17 protein-coding genes are annotated in these 21243 nt (G+C 51.4%); all 17 read right to left on the minus strand.

The window, feature by feature from the left end:
- Positions 1 to 53: 53 nt before the first annotated feature.
- Positions 54 to 1493 carry a hypothetical protein gene (locus tag C2U40_RS18930; RefSeq protein WP_103827397.1) on the minus strand — a complete coding sequence of 480 codons (1440 nt, stop codon included), beginning with the start codon at positions 1491 to 1493 and terminating at the stop codon, positions 54 to 56.
- Positions 1494 to 1733: 240 nt separating this feature from the next.
- Positions 1734 to 2000 carry a YkgJ family cysteine cluster protein gene (locus tag C2U40_RS27040; RefSeq protein ID WP_103827396.1) on the minus strand — a complete coding sequence of 89 codons (267 nt, stop codon included), beginning with the start codon at positions 1998 to 2000 and terminating at the stop codon, positions 1734 to 1736.
- Positions 2001 to 2006: 6 nt separating this feature from the next.
- Entirely contained in the window at positions 2007 to 3653 is a 1647-nt protein-coding gene (locus C2U40_RS18940) for a GTPase (protein WP_103827395.1), read from the minus strand.
- An 11-nt stretch (positions 3654 to 3664) separates the two neighbouring features.
- Positions 3665 to 5479, minus strand: a complete 1815-nt coding sequence (locus C2U40_RS18945; protein ID WP_103827394.1) for a dynamin family protein — start codon at positions 5477 to 5479, stop codon at positions 3665 to 3667.
- Between the two features lie 11 nt (positions 5480 to 5490).
- A complete protein-coding gene (locus C2U40_RS18950; protein WP_146054363.1) occupies positions 5491 to 6072 on the minus strand; it encodes a hypothetical protein in 582 nt (193 codons plus the stop codon).
- A 15-nt stretch (positions 6073 to 6087) separates the two neighbouring features.
- Complete coding sequence (locus C2U40_RS18955) at positions 6088 to 6912, minus strand: GTPase (protein ID WP_103827393.1); 825 nt, start codon at positions 6910 to 6912, stop codon at positions 6088 to 6090.
- A gap of 300 nt (positions 6913 to 7212) precedes the next feature.
- A complete protein-coding gene (locus C2U40_RS18965) occupies positions 7213 to 8274 on the minus strand; it encodes a helix-turn-helix transcriptional regulator (RefSeq protein ID WP_146054364.1) in 1062 nt (353 codons plus the stop codon).
- A gap of 134 nt (positions 8275 to 8408) precedes the next feature.
- Complete coding sequence (locus C2U40_RS18970) at positions 8409 to 9116, minus strand: M48 family metallopeptidase (protein ID WP_103827469.1); 708 nt, start codon at positions 9114 to 9116, stop codon at positions 8409 to 8411.
- A gap of 8 nt (positions 9117 to 9124) precedes the next feature.
- On the minus strand, positions 9125 to 12256 hold the full coding sequence (locus C2U40_RS18975; protein ID WP_103827390.1) for a type I restriction endonuclease subunit R: 3132 nt from the start codon (positions 12254 to 12256) through the stop codon (positions 9125 to 9127).
- A gap of 74 nt (positions 12257 to 12330) precedes the next feature.
- On the minus strand, positions 12331 to 13395 hold the full coding sequence (darG, locus tag C2U40_RS18980; protein WP_103827389.1) for a type II toxin-antitoxin system antitoxin DNA ADP-ribosyl glycohydrolase DarG: 1065 nt from the start codon (positions 13393 to 13395) through the stop codon (positions 12331 to 12333).
- The gene (locus C2U40_RS26835; protein ID WP_258040486.1) at positions 13392 to 13712 is read right to left on the minus strand and encodes a DUF4433 domain-containing protein; all 321 of its coding nucleotides are present in this window, start codon (positions 13710 to 13712) and stop codon (positions 13392 to 13394) included. The genes darG and C2U40_RS26835 overlap by 4 nt, the downstream gene beginning before the upstream one ends.
- Before the next feature lie 23 nt (positions 13713 to 13735).
- On the minus strand, positions 13736 to 14044 hold the full coding sequence (locus C2U40_RS26840) for a DUF4433 domain-containing protein (RefSeq protein WP_258040487.1): 309 nt from the start codon (positions 14042 to 14044) through the stop codon (positions 13736 to 13738).
- A 258-nt stretch (positions 14045 to 14302) separates the two neighbouring features.
- A complete protein-coding gene (locus C2U40_RS18990; protein WP_103827388.1) occupies positions 14303 to 15646 on the minus strand; it encodes a restriction endonuclease subunit S in 1344 nt (447 codons plus the stop codon).
- Positions 15646 to 18093: a type I restriction-modification system subunit M gene (locus C2U40_RS18995; RefSeq protein WP_103827387.1), complete on the minus strand. Its 2448-nt coding sequence runs from the start codon at positions 18091 to 18093 to the stop codon at positions 15646 to 15648. The genes C2U40_RS18990 and C2U40_RS18995 overlap by 1 nt, the downstream gene beginning before the upstream one ends.
- A gap of 63 nt (positions 18094 to 18156) precedes the next feature.
- Complete coding sequence (locus tag C2U40_RS19000; RefSeq protein WP_103827386.1) at positions 18157 to 18396, minus strand: HTH-like domain-containing protein; 240 nt, start codon at positions 18394 to 18396, stop codon at positions 18157 to 18159.
- Between the two features lie 625 nt (positions 18397 to 19021).
- On the minus strand, positions 19022 to 20128 hold the full coding sequence (locus C2U40_RS19005) for a hypothetical protein (protein ID WP_103827385.1): 1107 nt from the start codon (positions 20126 to 20128) through the stop codon (positions 19022 to 19024).
- 259 nt (positions 20129 to 20387) lie between these two features.
- Positions 20388 to 21059, minus strand: a complete 672-nt coding sequence (locus C2U40_RS19010) for an inovirus Gp2 family protein (protein WP_103827384.1) — start codon at positions 21057 to 21059, stop codon at positions 20388 to 20390.
- Positions 21060 to 21243: the final 184 nt, after the last annotated feature.

Below are 21243 nucleotides of genomic sequence, written 5' to 3' on the forward strand. Positions count from 1 at the left end.
GGCATCCGCTCCTTATATTTCTCCATCAACACACACACCAATGACATTAAACACTAGAGCTGAGCTATGTATCTCTTAATGCAGTCGACAATTATACCCATTTCTTTCCTTAGCTCTGAATGAGTAAATGCAAAATCAACGCCATTTATTATCATGGCGTTAGAGTCAGTGCTCAATTTAATTGATTTAACATCCTTAAGTGCAACCTTAACCCGCTCACCCATAATTGGCTTCGCATATATTTCATCGTCTGTAATGTAAACCCCATCAGAAGCACTGCCTAAAATTGTTGTATCAATCAACACGCAAAGGCTCCCCGATGGGCGCTCAGCATACCCATATTGTTTCTGAAAGTGTGCATATGAATTAACTGCATTATCTTCTTTTTTTCTAGCTTTGGGTGACAATAGCTTATCAAACGAATATATCTTACTATTTTTATTTAGCACATCGGCATACTCAGCAAGCATGCTATCAAAGGATACAATTCTAGATTTTTTAGCGACAGGCTCCGGAATGACAGCCGCAGTCTCTTCGACTCGCTGACGCACTACATTTTGCGTCCAGTTATCTATTGGAGCAAACGACTTACTGAATAGTTCTTTGGCGGAAACATCAAACCGCATCAAGCCAAAACAGTACTCTAACTTCTTCATATTTTCATTATTATGATCTCTCATGAATTGCTGCAAGTATTCTAAATGCTTATCAGAGAGCAACCATGATTTGCTCTTTGTTGAAAAAGCAATACAACCATCTTTTGTTTTTTTTGCTTTATATGCATCGACAATTGCCCCCAAAAAATCTGCAGACTGGTGAGTACCATAGCAACGACTGCGGAAATCCTCATCATCAATTAAAAAACCATCTCGCTCCAGACAAAGGTTGCCATAATCACAGATGCCACTAATTATAGCCAAGTTAGCCTTATGCTTCTTGCTTTCACTCCAAACAGTTTTCAAAGCAAAAAACATAAACACGATTGACAAAAAATTCAATGGCTGAATCCATGCCGAATCAGCGATATTAGAATAAACCTGGATACCTACACTAACAAAACAAAAACAAACAAAACAATACACAGCGGAATAGACGCTACCAACATAATCAGACTGCGGCTTTCCGTCCAAAAAGCCGATTAACTGCATCGCGTCATTCACTTTACTCCATCGAGATTTTAATACCAGCATTAATATCAAGGCAGTGAGAAGATATGTGTCGATGTATCCGTAATCAATAGATGCACTAATATAATGACTTATGATGTAATCACTTTGGTATATAACAGCCAGCATGCCACATCCAATCAGCAACATGGAAAAGCCACGCATATGAAAAACAGAAAGTACGTATGAAAGGCACCTGCCACCAAGAAAAACAAGAAGAGACACAACCAGAATAACGACCCCATACCCCATCAAAGAAATGAACTTATTCGTTGACAAGATTAACTGCATTGGATATGAAAAGATCACATCAAATAAGACATCCATGTACGCTCCTTAGTTAAAAACTAAAAATATAAAATAGCATTATTAAACCATTCTGAATCACCACCAGTGACCGCAACACCCACAGTAAAACTGTCCTCCGGCAAAATATCCATATCTTGCATCGGGAGTAGATTACTCCCGATGCAAGATAAACACGGCTTCACCTATACACACAACTAACTGTATCTAACGCTACAACGTTCATGACGAAGCCTGAATCGCTTTCCACGGCATAAAAAATCACTTCTGAAGGTGCTGGCATATTTCGACGTTGATATGCACGAACTCATCCCAAGATATCAATTCTGACATATTGGCAAGGTAGTATTCCTCTACCCGGCAGACGAGAGGACGTTCGCTGTAGATCCTGCAAAGATTGCTCTGTTCATCGAAATGCTTGCAAACACCATCTCCCCGATCCAAAAATGCAGTTTTTGAACTCTCGTTCACCCTGCGGCAACACTGTCCGCAGGCTGAACAAGGAAATGTTCGCAATACAGGTGTCATAAAAGTTCAGGCACTTTGCAGACTAGCGAGGAGTTCCTGGACCGCCATCATCGTCGAACGAATAGCTTGATCCTGTTCGTTGGCGACACTAAGCGCATTTTCTAATCTTGAACGCATCTGGACAAATAAAGGCTCAAGCTCACTTCGCACAATGTCATTCATCGCATGTTCAAACTGGGCCCCGAGATCCCGTGCAATATCTTCGACCTCTCGCTCAAATCGTTCCCGCTCACGCTGCATTTTCTCGGATTCTTCCTGCATCCGCTTGTTTTCCGGATCTCCCTGCAGCATCTCCCACACAGACATCACCACGGTAACAGCCGTGCCAACATAGGGGATGTACTTGCCAATAACTTTAGCGCCAATTTTTTCCATCGTCTTCGGGCCAATGCCCTTCATGATGGAAGGAAACCACTCCTTGGTTAGCTTGAGAGCCGAAATAATATGCTCGGGTTTAGCGGCCGAGCTTAAGGATTTCACACCTTGACCGATCAGGTCGCCATCAAGCCGCGACAAAATACTATCGCCACTGTCTGTTGATTCATTGGGGTTGAACTTTAATGTCGGGATATCGACACCTTGGTGACGGAGTCGATCGCTATCAAGCGCCATTTCCAACTGTTCGATCTCATCCTTGAAGGTGGATGCTAAATGATTCAGCTCATCCTCCAATGTAGCCGCCACTCTGGATGACGCTTCTTGATAGACTTGCTCTATGCTCGATTGACAATGCTCAGGGTCTTGCCGAATAGCATTCTTACTGCGTTCATAAACATATTTACCGCTACGGATAATCTGACTGCTGATTTCCTGACGACAATGTGACTGGTGAGCGATCAGGCTTTTGAGTAACTCATCGTACTTACGCACCATGTCGCTGCTGCTGGAGTCAGATAACTTAGCCACAAACTGCTCTAGAAAGCAGCGTAAGGCTCCGGCCAGCCGCTTATTAACGTCACCTTGGTCAATATTGTTAATAAAATCGTTAAGAGCAGCTTCCAACTCAGGACAGCCACTGTGATCGACCAATCCCTGTTGACCGGAAAGCTTGCCTTTCAAAGCCCGAGCGGCATTCACGCGCATAACCGGAATATCCTGCAAGACGTCACTCATACCTCTGCTAGCCGCCAACTCTTGCAGACGGATGCGCGTCTGATTTTTCAGGCGAATAAAGTCTTCCTGACTAAGTGGGTTTTTCTCGTTAAACACCAAGAACAGTTTTTTCCGTGCTTCAAGAAGATCCACCAACTTCTGCAGTGTTTTATCTTCCTCTGCAGCCCCAGAAGGGTTGACCACAAAGATAATGGCATCAGCCGTCATCATCTGCGCCTTGGTCACCTCCTCATGAGCAAGTGGCGCATCGACGCCAGGGGTATCGAGGATGGTGTGATTATTCCAGCGATAAGAGCTCACCTTGTCGGTAAGAGGGATGTCACCCGTAGGGGCGACCTCTTGACCGACTAGAGCATTAATCAAGGTACTTTTACCGGCGTTATAAATGCCGTAAACCATCACGCTAATCCCTGGGGTTTTGACCTTGTCTTCAAACTGTACTGAAACTTGCGCAAATGACTCTTGCATGGCCGGATAATCTTGAACCAGTTCCTTGACCGATTCGTAGGTGTCATAAAGTTGGCTAGACGTGATTGACATTATTGAATTCCTTATCGAATTTTTTGTTCAGCGGCCAGTTTGAGAGTATCAAGTCCTTGCTGGGCATCATTTATTTCTTGCGATAATTTCCGGATCGTTTGCTGAAGATCGGCCAGTAACTGGGTCAATGATGTATCAGCCTGAGCACGGATAGTCTTCTCGATAGCTTCGCTGTAGACAGTTCGCGTTTGTTCACGGATCTGTTCGAAATTATCACCCGTGATCACCTCGATACTGCGCGTACTGACCTCAGCGCTATGCCCTGCAGCGCCTCCTGCAGCACCACCAAGAACACTACCCACCGTAGCCCCAACCGGACCACCGATCAAAAAGCCCAAACCAGCGCCAACCAAAGTACCAGCACCACCAAATAAGCCTCGATTACCCTTTCTCACACCACTGGGAATCATCTCTGTCACTTTATCAACGGAGAAGTCCGGCAAGGAGAGGGCCGAGGTGTGCCATGTCTGACTCACGGCAGACTTAAACCTTTCAGAAGCTTTAGAAAAAATCTCATGCAAGGCGTGACCAATCACCTGCTGCAGAAGCTCATTCCAGTTGCGATGAGCATTGCGAATGGCTTCATTCATGCGGTGTTCATCATTCCTGAGCCCAACAAACTCTTCGAAAGAAATTTCGATCTTGCTGCGCATCTTGGCCTGTGCTGCTCGGATCTCATTTGTCATCGACTTGGTCACGTCCGTCTGCACACGAACCATCGTTGCCTCAAGATCGGTAATAAATTGATGATACGGAGCAAGCTCGTCCCCACATATCTTTATAAACTGGTAAAAGTTGCGCATCGGAACATTGCGTTTCAACCGGACACCGTCCTGCTGAGAGATGCGGTGCAAAGTAGAAAACAGCTGCCCCATGCCGCTATCGACTACCTTATCCAGATCATTGGCATGTTCTTGGGCATAACGCGCTGAGATAGAAACCAATTGATCGCTGTTGATAAAACCAAGCTGTTCGGCGATATAGTCACGCTGCTTGCGCCGAGTCTCTTGAGGCTTCATCTGCACCGTAACCTTGATCTCATCGAGTACCTCATCCCAGTCCTCTTGGTTGATATCACTACCAGTGACAAGGATAAGCATCTCTTTTCCATTGGTTTTGAGTTCTTGAATTTCATTCAAATCGCTCGCTCGCCCCGGTGCATCCGATCGCATGGTGTAGAGAATAAGATCGGCGTGCTCGACATAATCTTTGGCAAGACGACCATTCTGCTCATTCACCGAATGCAGCCCCGGTGAATCAACCCAAGTCAATCCTGGCAGACGAAAACCCTGGATCGAACTAGTAGCCTCTGTGGCACCAACGCGAAATTCCTGGCGATTTAAAGCCTCGTTCTGACTGTCACCATTCTCGGAATGTGTATTTTCATGAGAAAAAAAACTCGGCTGACGGTCTGCTGGAGTTGCCGTTTTGACATGGATATCTGGATCCGTCTGTCCCCAGGCCATGTAATTTCCCAGAGAGCTTTTACCAGATTTCACCTTGCCGTAGACAAACACCAGCAATGAGTCATTAAATCCCTTACGGAACTGAAGCCCCTTGTCGCGACAATTGATGTTCTTCTGCCAAGCGGCATCAGTCCTCTTAACTGCTGCAAGAAACCCTTCGAGCTGGACCCGTATTGGACTCTCTTTGGGAATTTTCTCTTGTGCATTCAAAAGATGCCCCGATATACCCTGGTGAAACTTCTTTTGCAGCGCCATGAACCGATCGTCTAGCTCTTTCGCCTCAGCCAACGAAGTATCAAATTGCCCCTTAAGTTCACCAAACGACTCCAGCAAAGTCTGACGCGACATACCCTTCGACATTTATACCTCCTTTAGTCGCTGCTGAGTTTGTTGCGCTTATGTTCCAGTTTTTGGCGAAGGTGGCTCAATCCAGCCAATGCTTTTTCTGCATCGTTAAGCTGCTCATGGGCTTCGGAGATCGCGGGTTCTGGGCGTAACTCGACCTGATACAATGTTTCGAAATGGGTCAGACTATCTCTCGTCCGCCGATCCAGAATATCCAGTTTGTGGGTGACAACAAATGGATTACTGACTCGCCGAACACGCATGTAAGCCCCAGACTCCATGGTATTAACAGCATCTGATGCATCGGAAAATTTGGCACAAAACGCAGGGTTTTGAATATATTCAACTGCGATCAAACCATTTAGAAGTTGTTTAAAATCTTCCGCCTGCTCTTCCCCATGAGCCACAAACTCTCTTATTTTTGCATGCTTCTGCTCCTCAAGAGCCTTGGCTCGACGAGCCTGTTCAGCACGTTCCTGGGCTTCCTGCTCACGTCTTCTTTCCCGACGCTCTTCCCGTTCACGTTCCTCTTCTTCCTCTCTTAACTTCTTCGCAATATATGAGCCAGCACCAATAACTGCAGCTCCGATCAACCAAGGTAATGCCATTGTTTTATCCCAAAATTAAAGTGTGTTGTATTCGTAAGCAGTCTTGTTCAAGGATACGCTGAGACTGGCAAGCGCCTTGTTGAACGGAGCAAAGCTTCCAGCTAACATCTCTTCGATGCTCATTTTTCTTTCCTGAAACGCTTTCTCAGCCAACGAGATTTCAGCAATCAACGTATCAAGCGCCTGATGCTGACGAGCAACTTTGACAGCTCGGGAGTCGATATTTAGGGCATCAATATGTGTTTTCAGCTCCTGAATATGACTAGCGCGTACTAAGCCGTCTTGATTCTGCTTCATCCCGTTATGGAACCGGGTACCTGAAATTTGGAAGCAACGCGGCTGAAAATTGAGTATCTCCTGGCACTGCTCAAGCATTCGTTTTTCGATGACATTGATTTTTGCAGAATCTTCCGAGTCTATTTTGCTAAGAATGAGGATGATGTTCTTCTCTGCATATTCGCCAAAAGATGCCTTGAGCTGGCGCAAAAAATCGATCTCGCTTTTCTCCAGTTCCCCTTGTGGCTGATGAACAAACAGGACAATGTCAGCCTGAGCAGCCCCTTGATGAGCCACGGAGTCGTCATCTTCATTAGCATCAAGCCCCGGCGTGTCGAGGAAGATGTAATTGCTGGTTTCAAACCGTTTCAACTCGGCTGTTTCACGCAGATCACAGGTGCGAAAACACTCTTCTTGGATGTGATCAGTTAGCATATTGAGCAAATAACTTTTCCCAGCATTCATTAAGCCCCAAGCGGCAACGACAGGCTTGGCATCCCCAACGTCCTGTTGCAAAAGATCCTCCGCTCTTTGAAATAAGTCATTCAATTGCGATTCTTCCATCTGGATATCCCTATTAAGTAAAACTATTAATTGGCGAAATTAAATTGTTAGTCTGCACGTACAACATACTCTCCTCGCCCTGAACACATCAAACCAGCGCTCGCACAGGCGCACTAATGAGCCTTGCCAGGAAGGGAGCGGGGTACGTTCGAGGTCGTCGTGACCGCAGCGCGGGCACTGGGTGACCCATTCGCGCGGGCGGATGGCGTCAGATCGCGGTGCGACAATGGTGTGCCAGTGGCAGTGCGGGCAACGCACACGCATGGGTTGCGGGCGAATGGGCATGGTGCTCTCTCCTGCTTAGGGCTCGGGTGTCACAACTGCTGGCGTGGATAACGCTGTTTCGACAGTCGCTGCATATCTGGCCCCCATCCTAGCGACCATCTGCGACAATTCGTGTCGCAGCGACGCCGGAGCCAACACTTCGGCACAATCACCAAAGCCCAGGATCCACCAGCGCAGCTGGGGAGTGTCCGGTACTGTAGCGCGCACCGTCAAAATCCCCGCCGCCTCGTCGTCCACCTGTAGCTGCTGATTGCCAGCCAGCGGCGTCTCGTAGAGATGCTCCCCTTTACGCTCATAGAAGCGGATCGCCAACTCGCACTGTTGCTCGCCACCAAAACCCCATACCCCGCGGTTAACGCACTCGTCCAAATCAAAATCGTTTGGATAAACCGCAGGCTCATCGAGTGGCTCAACCTGTTCAATGCGATGCATCGCCAAACTGCGAGCATTCGGATAATCAAACAAGCGAGCATAGAGATAGAGCACATTGCCGCGCTGGATCAGCGCTAACGGATGGATCTGATACACAACAGGTTCGGATTCATTTTTCTTGCAATAGCGGATCTCTAGTCGCTGTTCATTAAACAACGCTTCTGAAACCGTCTTTTGTACGTGCGGATCAATCTGTGGCGAAATAAGCGGCTGATTAGATGGCAGGATGCGGATCTTGTCGATCCAGGAGCGAGATCGTTTTGGAGATGACTCACTCTTGAGTCGTTGATGCGCTGACGAAAAATAAGGCTTCAGGTGATCCACTGTGGTACTGGGCAACATCTGATGCAGGTGCTGCTCCAACATGACCCAAGCCAGAGCCTCATTGAGTGTCATCCCTGGTAGATCGAAGCTCCGAGCATCTCTTTGCCAGCTCCAGCCAAACGGCTTGTCCCGGTCATCAACAACCAACGAAAAAAATGACGAAAGCTCCTGCAGGTCTCTCTGAATCGTGCGTTCCGTTACCCCAAGTCCTTCATTGTTCAATACATTAGCAATCGACTTGACCGTAATTTTCTGCGGCTGACGTGGAATCAAACGCAATAGGTGCCAGTGACGGAACAGCGTCTCCTGGTTTTTAGCCATGAGTAATACCCGAAAATCATCCGATGCCCGATGATATCCCAAGGGGTCTCATTCAGGTTGCGAGTTAGAACAAAAATTCAGTGTTAATTCAAATCGCTGTGCCAACAGGCCGGATAACGCAGCATCCAAGAAACTCAATACACCCACTCTTCAAACGCCAGCGGCTGGTTGTTAAGTAAGTTGCGGCGCTCGCGCCAATCGGGTAACCATGTATCCATCAGCGATTTGAAGCGCTCGTTATGGTGCCGCTCCAGTAGATGCACCAGCTCATGGACCAGAATGTACTCCAGACAGGCGTGGGGCTTTTTGGCCAGCTCCAGATTGATCCAGATGCGTGATGACTGGATGTTGCAGCAGCCCCACATGGTCTTCATCTTCTTCACGCCCAATATCGGCATATCGACGCCGAGGCGCTCACACCAGGGGCCGACCAGATTATCCAGTTCCTGCTTGAGCTCATCGCGGTAGAAACGGCGCAATAGCTCCTGCCGGTTCTCAAGTCTGGTTCCAGGCTGCACCAGCAACTGCAGCCGGTTGTTGCTCTGCAGACGAACCTGATGCCGCCCCATCTGCTCCACCACATCGAGACGGTATTTACGCCCCCAGAGAAAATGTGACTCGCCAGAGACCATCTCACGTTCTGGCTGTCTGGGCTGGGCGGCAAAGGCCTGTTGCTGACGGCGGATCCACGGCAGGCGAGAGATCACCGCTGTACGGATAGCAGTTTCGGTCATCGCTTGCGGCGCCGAGACCCGGACAAAGCCATCGGGCGGCAGCACGTTGATGTGCAGGTTTTTGATCGCCTTGCGATGCAACTGAAATACCAGCTCACCCACCTGCATCTGCTCGCTCACAGGTACTCCTTCTGGGCCTTGACCAGCTCCATCACCTCGCGCACTTCCACCTCATAATCCTTGATTTCTTCAGCTATCGCGAAAGCGATCTCCCGCTCCTTGAAGCGATCCCCATGCCAGTCGGCTTTCTTGGTATAGCGCACAGCGGTATCAATCTTGGCCACCAGCAGCTCATCCTTGCCCAGATTGTCATACAGCGCCCGCTTAGCCGCCGTGTCTATGCTCTCCGGGTAGGCGCTCTGGCTATGGCTCTGCGGATGTTTCACCTGCTTGGCCAGCTCACGGACCTTTTCCAGATACTCCTGGTAGGAGATGGCCTGCTGGCGGCGCAACTCGATCAGCTCATCGAGCAGCACCGACATCTTCTCGTAGTATTTGGGGTTGACCGGGTTCTCATCGACTATGGTTCGGCGCACGTTGTTTTCAATCGCCTCGGCCATCGCCTCCTGATTTTTTCGCATCTCCTTGGGGAGCCCTTCCAGCGCCTCCGGGCCGCGCTGGATGATAAGCTCCAACAGTCCCAGCTCCTCGAAGTCCATCAACGTCTCGCTGGGATCAGCATCCACCCACAGATCCAGCATTTGGCGCATACCCGGCTCGAACTGCTTCATATCCACCAAATCGCCACTGGCCAGTTTGATCCCGTCACGCATAGAGGCGAAATGTTCGACCTCCTGCTTAATCGACTCCGCCTGCGAGGCGCTGTAACCGGCCTCCTCCAACTCTCCCGCCAGATTGGTAAAGGCACGGATCAGCTTGGCCACAAACTGATACAGGGTCAGACGCAATGCCTCTTTCTCGCTCAGCGTCTCTTCATCAGCACCCTGCTCACAGCAGAAATAATGCAGATAATCGGGCAGATACTTGGGCGCCTTCACCGGCTCACACAGGGCGCGGACGGCTTCCAAGGCGTTATCCAGATCCTCTTTGGCCTGGGCCAGTCGATCCTTGAGCAGCCCGGCCACATCCTCCTTGTCATAGCCTGCGAAGGCCTCGGCCGTATAGTCGTTGACCGTCTTCTCCAGCGACTTGAACAGGTCTTTGTAATCGATGATGTAGCCGTACTCCTTGTCGTCACCATCCAGACGATTAACCCGGCAGATGGCCTGGAACAGGTTGTGATCGGCCATCTTCTTGTCGATATAGAGGTAGGTGGCCGAAGGGGCATCAAAACCGGTCAGTAGCTTGTCCACGACGATGAGCAGCCGCATCTGGCCCGGCTCTTTGATAAAACGCTGCTTGACCAGTTTTTCAAACTCTTCGACCCGCTTGGCCGCCTCATCCTCCGGCTGCTCGAAATAGTCGGCCAGCATCTTGCGATAGATGTTGTACTTGGCCAGCTTCTCCGTCAGCCCCTCGCCCGTCTCCTCGCCCTTGATCTCGCTGGCATTGGGTTGGTAACTGGTGACGATAGCGCACTTGCCAGCAAAACCGGCCTGGCTGAACATCTCGTAACTTTTGCAGGCTTGATAGACGCTGGCGCAGACCAGCATGGCATTGCCACGACCATCGGCCAGCCGGGGCTTGCGCTCGAAGTCGAGCAGGATATCGGCCACTATCTGCTCCAGCCGCGAACGACTGGAGAGCAGCTTCTGCATTGAGGCCCACTTCTGTTTAAGCTGCTGCTTGCCCAGTCGCGAGAGATCCTTGGTCTTGGTGTCGAACCACTCATCCACTTTCTTCTGGGACTTAACCCGCTGATCGATATCCCGCGCCTCGTAGCGCAGATCCAGCACTACGCCATCACTCACCGCCTCGTTGAACTTGTAGGTGTGAATGTAGGGGCCAAAGACCTCGATGGACTTTTTCTTGTCCTGCTTCATCAGCGGCGTGCCGGTAAAACCGATAAACAACGCCTCTGGCAACAGGCTCTTCATGGCCCCATGCAGCTTGCCGGACTGAGTACGGTGGCACTCATCGACAAACACAAACAGCTTGCCCTTGGGGCTGAAGTCCGAGGGCAAGCTGCGGCGCATATCAGCAATAAAATCATCCGAGCTGCCGTCATCTTCGTCATCCGACTCGCCTTCTGGCGTGCGACCGAACTTATGCACTAGGGAGCAGATCAGCCAGGGATTATGGGCATGCAAACGGGTCACCAGATCGGCACCGCTTTTGGTGCGCAGGATCTCCTCCTCCACCCCGCTGAATACCTTCTCAATCTGCTCATCGAGTTCAGTGCGGTCGGTGATGATGAGCACCCGGCTGTCGGTCACATTTTCGCGGATCCACTTGGCCAGCCAGACCATGGTCAGGCTCTTGCCGCTACCTTGGGTGTGCCAGATGATGCCGCCATCCCGGCGGCGGATATATGCCTTGGCGGCACGAATGCCGAAATACTGGTTATGGCGGCAGGTCTTTTTGGTGCCCGCATCAAACACGATAAAGTCGTGGATCAGCTCCAGTAAGCGCGCCTTACTGCACAACTGCGCCAGATGCTGGTCCAGCAGATTGGCACTCGGCTGCTCGACATGGTCGGGATGAATTGGATCGGCTGGCTCTTTCCACTCCAGATAGTATTTCTCGGGGGTCAGGATGGTGCCGTAGCGCACCCCTTGGGTGTCGTTGCCCGCCATCACCAACTGCATGGTGGTGAAGAAGTTACGGATAAAATCCTTCTTCTGGTTATCCAGGTTCTGGTGGATACCTTCAGAGACAGAGACGGTAGAGCGCTTGAGCTCAATGACGCCAAGGGCAATGCCGTTGACATAGAGCACCAGATCCGGCCGTTTCTTATTCTCGCCTTTGACCGTGACCTCTTCGGCGATGGCAAAGTCGTTGGCCTGCGGATTAGTCCAGTCAACAAGCCAGACGGTCTGGTTTTGCTCGCCTGCCCCTACTTTTTCCTTCACGCCATAACGCAGCAGGCGGTAGACCTCCTTGTTGGCGTCATAGAGGATGCGCCCTTCGCCCAGGCTCGCCGCCCGATCCAGTTGCCTTAGAACCTTAGGGATAAGCGCCGCGTCCACGCCCCGCCCCACCAGCCAAGCGGTCAGCAGCTCCGGCTCGACATTCCGGTTATTCTCCCGTGTATGCCAATCCCCCAGATAGCGATAGCCCAGCTTCTGTTCGAAAAGATGGATCACGCGGTTCTGGGTTGCCCGCTCCCTTTGGCCGACTGAAATCATGCTCTCTATCCCTGTTATTCTCTCAAGCCGCCGCGACAACCCCGCAGCCGCTCTGATTCGTTATACCCACTTCGTTACACCAATCCCTGCTGCAAACGGGTCAAGGCGATCTGCAGGCTGCGATCATCAAACAGCCGCGCCTTACGCTCACCCCACGGGGTTCCCGCTGGCCAGCGGTGCAACCCCTCGCGCAGCGCGCTCAGCGTCGGCGCACAGCCCTCTTCGGCGATCAACCAATCAACCGTGGCCAATAACTCCATGCCATAGGGCGACTCAAAACCATCGATTAACGCGGTCGTCTGCTCCAGTATCGGTAAAAATGCTTTGGCCTCGGTCTGGAGATAAACGGCAAGCTCTTGTTTTTTAGCCTCATTAAACCAGATGACATCAAACGGCTTGCTATCCGGGATGCGCTTGTCGGACTGCAGATAACTGCCGTCCATCGCATTGAGCAGATGGGGCAGATTGTTGGCATAAGGGCCATAACGATGGGCCTTAAACTGCAACTGCAACGGATCCCCCAGCGGGTTGCGGCCAATGACCCGCGCCAGAAACCAGGCTAGTTTCTGGATCTCCAGCAAGCTGCACTCCATCCCTAAAAACCAGTAGCGACGTACCAGTTCAGCAATCAGGGCCCGAGCCGGAGTCAGCTCCGCCACCCCGCCGCGCTTGGCCACATTTTGGTATTGGCGACTGGGCTCATAGAGCAGGATATCGATATCCAGATCGCCCAGTGCCGTTTCGATCGCCTGTTTGACCTCTGGCCAAGGCAGACCACCGTTGCCAGCCCCCAGCGGCGGAATGGCAATCGAAGAGACCTGCTGCGCCTGTAACCAGGCCCGCAGATCCTGCAAACCGTCCTGGATCCACGCCATCTGTGCCGGATTGCGCCAGTGCTGTTTGGTCGGAAAGTTGACGATCCAGCGCGGCCCTAGCAGCTCACCCGTCTGGGTAATAAACATCTTGCCGGTGACGACGTCACCCTGCTTGCACGCCTCGGCATAGGCACGCATATTGGCCGGGAACCGCTCTTTGAACATCAAGGCGATCCCCTTGCCCATGACACCGACGGTGTTGACGGTATTCACCAGTGCTTCCACCGGAGCATCCAGCAGGTTGCCTGTTGTATATCGAATCATCTGAAATACCACCCATCACGGACATAGACGGGGCGCGCGACCCCGACCCGATTCATGCATTGTTCCACGCGGTTCTTTATCTCTTCGTTGTAACACACCACACCCAGCAACGCCTCGATGGGGCAATGTTGATGGATCAAGGCCTCGGCCTGATAGCGTTCCAGCTTGCTCAAATCGTCCGCATCACGCTTGAAGTCACGGCGCTGCAACAGTGGCCAGTCAATCCGCTCCAGATCGCCAAGATCGGCATAGAAATTGGCCCACTGGTAATAGGCATGGCTATCGGTAAACACAAACGGTAGCCCCAGTTCAGCCATGCGATGCAGGCTGGAAACCAGGATCAGGATTTCATCATTTTCACGCTGGGTACACCGCGGCCCGAGTGAATATTGCTGAGCATGGGCGAAAACGGCGTGAAATAGAAGGGCACATAGTCATTCAACACGCCGTAAGGCGCCAGCGGCACCGGATGGCGTGCGCGCTTGGCAATCAGCTCCGGCAACCCGATATGCACCCAGTGCGGGTTTTGCTGCTGACCATTCCCCGCCCACAGGCCATGGGTCAGGATCCATTCCAGGTTATCCCGATGCACGATCCGGAATATCAGCGCCTTCTGCGGATTCAGGCTCTGGCTATAGTCATAGGCCATGGGTGGCTAGCTCCTGCGATACCCAGCGCTTGATAAACACGCCAACGATGACCCCATACAAAAAGCGGGGGGCTCTGCGCACGCCATCAAGCAACTCTCAATAAAAGTATCTCTTTCTTTTCAGATAGATAAACATCTATCGCGCCAATTAACAACCGCCCCAGTCACGCAACGGTCAAGCAAATCCGGCCTGGGTGGCTCAGTGGCCAGGCTCGCGGCAGAGGCGGTCATCTGGCTGGGCTGCACCCATGCCCCCGTCTATGCCCCCGCCGCCAGCGGCAGGCGAATTTTGCCGGTCAGCAGTTGCTGCATCATGCCTTGCTTCAGGGCGCGGGCCTTCTCCAGCTTTTGGGTTAACGCCTGCAGCTCGTTATCCATATCGGATAAAATAGTGGCGATGGCGGTTTGCTCTTCTGAACTTAACAATAGAAACGATAAATTTCGCAAATCACCTAACGAAAGGCCTTTTACCGTGCTCCCACTTCCAAGATCATCAATTTTTACTGCGTTCAGCTCAAACCAATAAAACAAATAACTGACAACAACATCGGAGTTTGGGAAAATTGCCTTCAAATCCTGATTAATAGCTACATCAACATCATAAACAACAGCTTTACCCAAAGCCATTCGAGTGGATGTGATCAATGTTCCTCGGGGTATCAAATTACTTGAGCTATTTGCAAGCCCTGTTTTTGTAATATATTCCTGAGCCATTGACGGGTTAAAAGTAGCGAAATCCTTTACGGTTACCCATGGTATTTCATTACCCCAATATGTTGGATTAGCCCTACTAGGCGTACCACCTCCGGTTACTTTTTGTATAACATCTCCAAGTGACACAACCTCCCAATCGTCCGGAATATCTCCCAGTTCGCTGGGTTTATAGCCTTTTGGGGTGCCATCGGGGCGCAGGGCGAAGGCGGGCAGGCGGGTGCGGCCGGTCAGCAGTTGCTGCATGGTGGCGCTCTTGATGGCCTGTTTCTTGGCGATCAGCTGCTCCAGCGCATCGATCAGCGCATCGCTATCCGACAGCACATTGGCAATGGCGGTTTGTTCTTTAACATCGATGGGTAAAGCAATACTGAATCGCCTTAACGTCTCAATGGTTATTTCTTGGAGTGCCGAACCATTCATAGATGAGAGCAATCTATCTGCAGAACTACGATTAGATAGATATTGCTTTATGAATTCAGACGTATAGTCTTTTTGGGGAGCAATTAATGCAACCCCCCTTGTCAAATTCGCACCAACAAGATCACCATCGACCAAGCCGACTTCACCAACTTTACCTCTAAGAGGGATAATTAGATCGCCGTCTTGCAAAATAGTTCTTCGATATGAATTACTAATTTCTTTAGTGGTAGTAATCAGGTTGTCTCTTTTTATTTTTCCGTCAGATATATCAACAACTCTGATACATGGCACACCATTAACAATTAATGGTCCGGTTTGAACGATCCCATATGATATCGGCCGAGAATGTTCTGTTATTGCTGATAAATTGGCAACAACCCAATCCTCCGGAATAACTCCCACCTCGGTCTGTTTATAGCCTGCCGGGATCGCCTTGTCTGCGGTCTCTTGCATCATCTGCTCTGCCATTATGCCCACTCCAGCCCCATGCTCTTAAGATGCGCGGCCACCTTGGCCTCCAGAGCTGCGACCTGCTGGGTCAGTTGCGGCAGGGTGGCGCTATAGCGCTCCTCCAACTCCTTGACGCGGTTGGCCAGCTGCTGGGTGATGCGCTCAATCTCCGCCTCGATGGCGGCTTGCAAGCTGGCGCGCCACTTATCCTCCACCAGCAGTTGCTTGATCTCACTCTCCAGAAGCTTGGGGTAACGGGCAACCACCGCCCGATCCAGCGCCTCTTGCGCTTCTTTTACCGCCTTTTTAGCCTGACTTTCGGCTTCGAACAGCTTGATGGCGGTTTTTAGTGCCGCCTTTTCCTCGACATCGCTAGCCTGCTTGAGCCGCGCCTTCAGGCTGGCGGCGTTGATCTTGCCCGCGTCGTTGGCTGCGTCACTCAGCAGCCCCTCCTCGCCACCCTGCTCTTCCAGATAGCTTTCCAAGGCTTGGCTGGCCTCATCCGCGGCGGCCTGCAGGGCATCAATAGCGGCCTGCTCGTTGGCAAAAAAGCGAGCCACCAGCAGGGCCGGCGGCAACAGCTCGGCCTTGTATTTGCTCTTGCCCAGCACCAGATCCGGCGTCTCTTTAAGCTTTTCGCCCTTGTCGACCTTAAGCTCGCGCAGCACCTTGCCCGCCGCCCAGCCATCCTGGCAGAGCACATACACATCGTCCTGCATCACGGCGTGCCAGTAGTCCAGCAGCAGCTGGTAGATATCGTAGTTATCCAGCAGCGGCAGCGGCGCATAGGCGGCGAGCAGCGATTCGCTGATCTCCTCAATCAATGCCTTGGGCGACTCACCCGGCTTTATCTCCGCCAGATGGCACTCGGTAAACCAGCGTGAGAAGGGTTCAAGCGAAGCAGAGGCAAAACGGACAAATTCGGGGTGTGCCAGTATGGTGCCCTTGACCTTGGCGGCCTCCACCAGAGCATGGCTATAACCCGCATGGGCCGGAGCAAACAGATCGGCCCGCAGGGTCGGAAACACCTGCCAGTAAGCGCCCAGGGCATCGATATCGCGATTGGGAATGCCACCTTTAAGGTGCGCGGCCAGATCGTGCAGATCCTCGGCCTCGCTGGCATCGATATAGCGCGGAATATTCAGGTTGTAGTCGTTGGCGGCGATCTCGGAGAGCGGCACAGCGCGGCTGTAACGGGGAATCTCCTGCTCACGGGTAAAGGTATCGACTATCTTGTGGATGTCCTGTTCGCGCAGCCGGTTCTTGTTGCCATCTTTGATAAAGCCTTTGCTGGCATCGATCATAAACAGGCTCTGGCTGCTGTAGCCGCTGGCCTGGATGGCGCGCTGGTGCGCCGTCTCTTTGTCGATGACGATGATGCAGGCCGGAATGCCGGTGCCGTAGAAGAGGTTGGCAGGCAGACCGATGATGCCCTTGATAAAGCCTTGTTTCAGCAGATTCTCGCGGATGCGCGCCTCGGCATTGCCGCGAAACAGCACGCCGTGGGGCAGGATCACCGCCCCCTTGCCACGGCTGTTGAGGCTCTTGATGATGTGCAGCAAGAAGGCGTAATCGCCGTTTTTCTCCGGCGGTACGCCCCAGACAAAGCGGCCAAACTCATCGTGCTCGGCATCCAGGCCGCTGGTCCAGTTCTTGTTGGAGAAGGGCGGGTTGGCCACGGCAAAGTCGAAGCACTTGAGCTGGTTGTTGCCCTCCTTCCACTGGGGCGCGGCCAGGGTATTGCCCTTCCAGATCTTGGCGGTCGGGTTGTCGTGCAGGATCATGTTCATGCGCGCCAGGGCGCTGGTGGCGTTATCCATCTCCTGACCGTAGATGGTGAGCCCCTTGGGTCCCGCCTCGTCACTGGCCTTAAGCAGCAAGGAGCCGGAGCCGCAGGTGGGGTCGTAGACGGTGGCATCTTGCGGCGTCTGGCGACTGATGCCGATCACCTTGGCTAGAATGCGCGACACCTCGGCCGGGGTATAGAACTGCCCCTTGGACTTGCCCGATTCGGTGGCAAAGTGGCGCATCAGGTATTCGTAGGCATCACCTAGCAGATCATCACCCTCGGTGCGATTGGCGGAGAGATCCAGCCCCTCGAAGATGCCAATCAGCTTGGTCAGGCGGTCGATCATCTCCTTGCCCTTGCCGAGCTTGTCCTCATCGTTGAAGTCGGCGATGTCGATGACGCCCTTGAGATCATTGGCTTCGGCCAGCGCCGAGATGGTGAGGTTGATCGCCTCGCCGATATTCGCGGTCCCCTTGAGCGCCACCATGTCACTAAAACTCGCCCCGTGTGGCACCTCAATCATGGCGTAGGGGTTACCCTTGGCCTTGTCGGAAACGTACTTCACAAACAGCAGGGTCAGCACATAATCCTTGTACTGGGAGGCGTCCATGCCGCCGCGCAGTTCATCGCAACTGGCCCACAGGGAGGAGTAGAGTTCGTTTTTCTTGATCGCCATGGTGGTTCCTGATCGGTTAATTCATTACGGCACAACGCTGGGTGCCTGATGCAATTTCGAGAGTTATAGCAACTCGGTATTGAGCCCTGCCGCCTTGAGGCGCGCCGTGAGATTGCGCATCTTGCTAAATTCGGTACCAAAGCTCTCTCTGAGCCCTACTCCCTCGCAGAACTCCCGTGCCGTGATATTACCCAAGGCATCGGCGTATTTGATCATCTGCAGGTGCATCTCAGCCGTGTACTGGTTACGCGGTGCCGCTGCAAGTGCGGCCCGGATCTGGGCAAAAATCTGCTGCTCGCTCATTCCCTATCTCTCGCCTGATTAGCTAATTTTGCAAAATTATCTAACCCAAGCCGTGAGCGCAAGCGATTGGGTCACATCGGGGAAAATAACGTGATGAAATCATCGGCTATGACAGATGCTAAAACGAGCCATGGGGCGCGGTAGCCCCCCATGAAGATGCTAAGCAGCATATGAGATGCGTGCCGCTTAACGCCACACTGGCTCTTTGTACATGTCGTGTATTCGAGCAGATCCGGGTTGCAGAAAAAAACGCAGGACTCAATCAGGCGCGATGGCAAGTGGCGTTGCCGTTGATGTACTCACAACTGAAGAACCGAGATGCCAACTGCGTTAACGGGCGCCAACCAATCTGACGTTGCGAATGGTAGGTACCAAATCAAAAATAACTGAGTGTGGGGAAATAAATAGTACGTCAGTTGAACAATCAAACCCCAGCCAGAACGGCTGGGGTTTTGTTTGCCAGTTCCTGCATCTTAGAGCTTACTGCGAACACCAGAGGTCTTATCCAGTCCCCTGAACTGGCCAACCAGCCCGAAGTAACCACAGTTACTGCCCATACAGAGCGATGGGTTACGGCGGACTAACCAAACGGTTGAAGGGCAGCATTTCCCCTCGTCCAGCAGACTTACCGCACATTCTGTTCTATCTGCTTAAATAGTCTCTGTGCAGCAAGCTTGGCAATAGCGTCTTGCGCCGGAGCAAGCGGCGCAAGATCTACCCCGTCACGACCTGCAACATAGACTGTTCCGCCAACATCATCGTCGTAGTCTGAACCATCCTCGTTGATCGCGTAATGCGCGTCTTGACTCAGATCCGTTCCAACCAGTTGGGATAGGTACACCCACGTCCAGCATCGTTGCAAGTCCCCGTGATCATATTCCTCAATCAGCTGGAGCATGGCATCCGTGTCTCCATTCTCGGCAGCAATGGTCAGCCAATGTCTAACGTCAGCAGGACGTCCCATGCGCTCTGCAATATCGGCAACTGCGGCTGGATCCGCATCAACATCGTGACATGATTGTTCGAAGAAGGACGGATCATCAAATCGATTGGCTAGGTCGAGTAGTGCATCTTGATGGCCCAGTCGCGCAGCTTCCTTCAAATGGTGAGCGTACTTTTCGGCTTGAGCCAGACGATAGGCATACGCTTCAGCCCACTCCTCTTCCACACCCGTCAAGACACGGCCCTGCTGCCTCTGCGCGTACCAATAGGAACTCCCTGCGCCCAGGTCATCTTCATCATCAGGAGCATATATCAGTGCCAGTGCGTAATGAGCCAGGGCATTACCCTTGCTCGCAGCAGCATCCAATCCATCCAAAAGGATCGGTCCTAACGCCTCATTGGAGGAGTTAAACAACTCATCCTCGTCGTATTCCAGCTCATAGCCCTGGTCGGGAAATTCGCCCCGTAGGCGACTGATCAATGAGGAAATGCTAGCGATGCCGATCTCCCGCTCTGTCAGAAAAGACTCTAGTGCTGAAGTAACTAGTATCGCTATGTCCGGTTGATACCCAAGCTCGATACAACGCCGTCTGATGCTCAAGGTCTGCGGGACAGACCGGCTATCGTTACGGCAAAACTCGGTCAATACAGTATCAACACTAAACGCAGCTTGAGAGTTGAAGCCAAAGGATGCTGCCAACAGCTCGTAGATGTGGGACCTTTTGAACGAGCTAGCAGTTTTGGCTTGGAGAAGCTGTTGCACAGAATATGCAAGTTCTTTGATTGTCATGACAAACCTTTCCTAAAGGCCACGCCGATTGGGGGTCAGACACACACGTTTAAGTCCCCGACGACGAGGCTCAAAGAGAGGCTTTCAGTGAAATTCAAACAACACCTTTTTTTACTCGTGTGCAAGTAAGGTGGGCACCTTCGCTGAATCTATACCGGAGCATCCACCCAGTCAATACAGGCAGGCCAGCGATCCATCCCACAGTGCAGTCTATTTAACAGACAGACCGAATGTGTGGCATTTGTTGAGCGGGGCGTCACTAACTCCAGCTATAACCGATACAACGACGCCCTCCACCACGGATCTTTGTTCTCATTTTCGCCAGATAGAAAACCCGAAGCATGAAATCCCTAAATACCGGAGATCTCTTTATTGCATCATCTCTCCTTAATATATATTCGCAATTATCAGGAAAGTGAACCAGAACCCCATATTCTGGATAATCTAAACCCAAAGCGCTGCACCAGGCTTTTTGAATTTTCCCAGCGAGCGACTCAGATGAGCGCATATTATTCAATCGCCAATAGGCGGCTTTATTTAGCACGAACAGCAAGTGATAGTGCGGCAATTCAGCCTCGTTTTGCTCACATACCCATACATACCTTAGCTTAGTAGGGTGAACCCGAATGTCCTCCCTCATTCGCCGTTCATCATACGCTTTCAACTGACTTTTTAAGGAAGCGATAAAACGCTTCATGACCTGTCCTTCAGAATTTTGAAAGCAAACCGGTGAATCAGGACAACCGATTTCCGGATCAGTGAATCGCAAATCCACTCTAACCGCAAAGATAGACGAATAATCGCTCAGCGAATTTCTTATCACCTCTTCTAGTTTATAAATTATTTCATAATCCATATAACTATAACGCTGACGGGCTTCTTTCCCCAAAGCCAATAGCTCTACCCCTGACAGGGTAATGACGTCATTCATTTATTTAGTCCAATCATTATTGTTACAAAAGGTTTGAGTCGCCTATCTACGGGCGACATGAACTTGGATGTTTGTTTAGTGGAATGAGTTAAAGCAGATGTGTAGTTACATTTAAAGATGGATATAAACATAGATAGAGCATTCCTTATATTACCTCCCCCTACATTCATTAAAAACTAAATGG

The organism is Aeromonas sp. ASNIH4 (assembly GCF_002934425.1).
In the GTDB taxonomy this organism is placed as follows: domain Bacteria; phylum Pseudomonadota; class Gammaproteobacteria; order Enterobacterales; family Aeromonadaceae; genus Aeromonas; species Aeromonas hydrophila.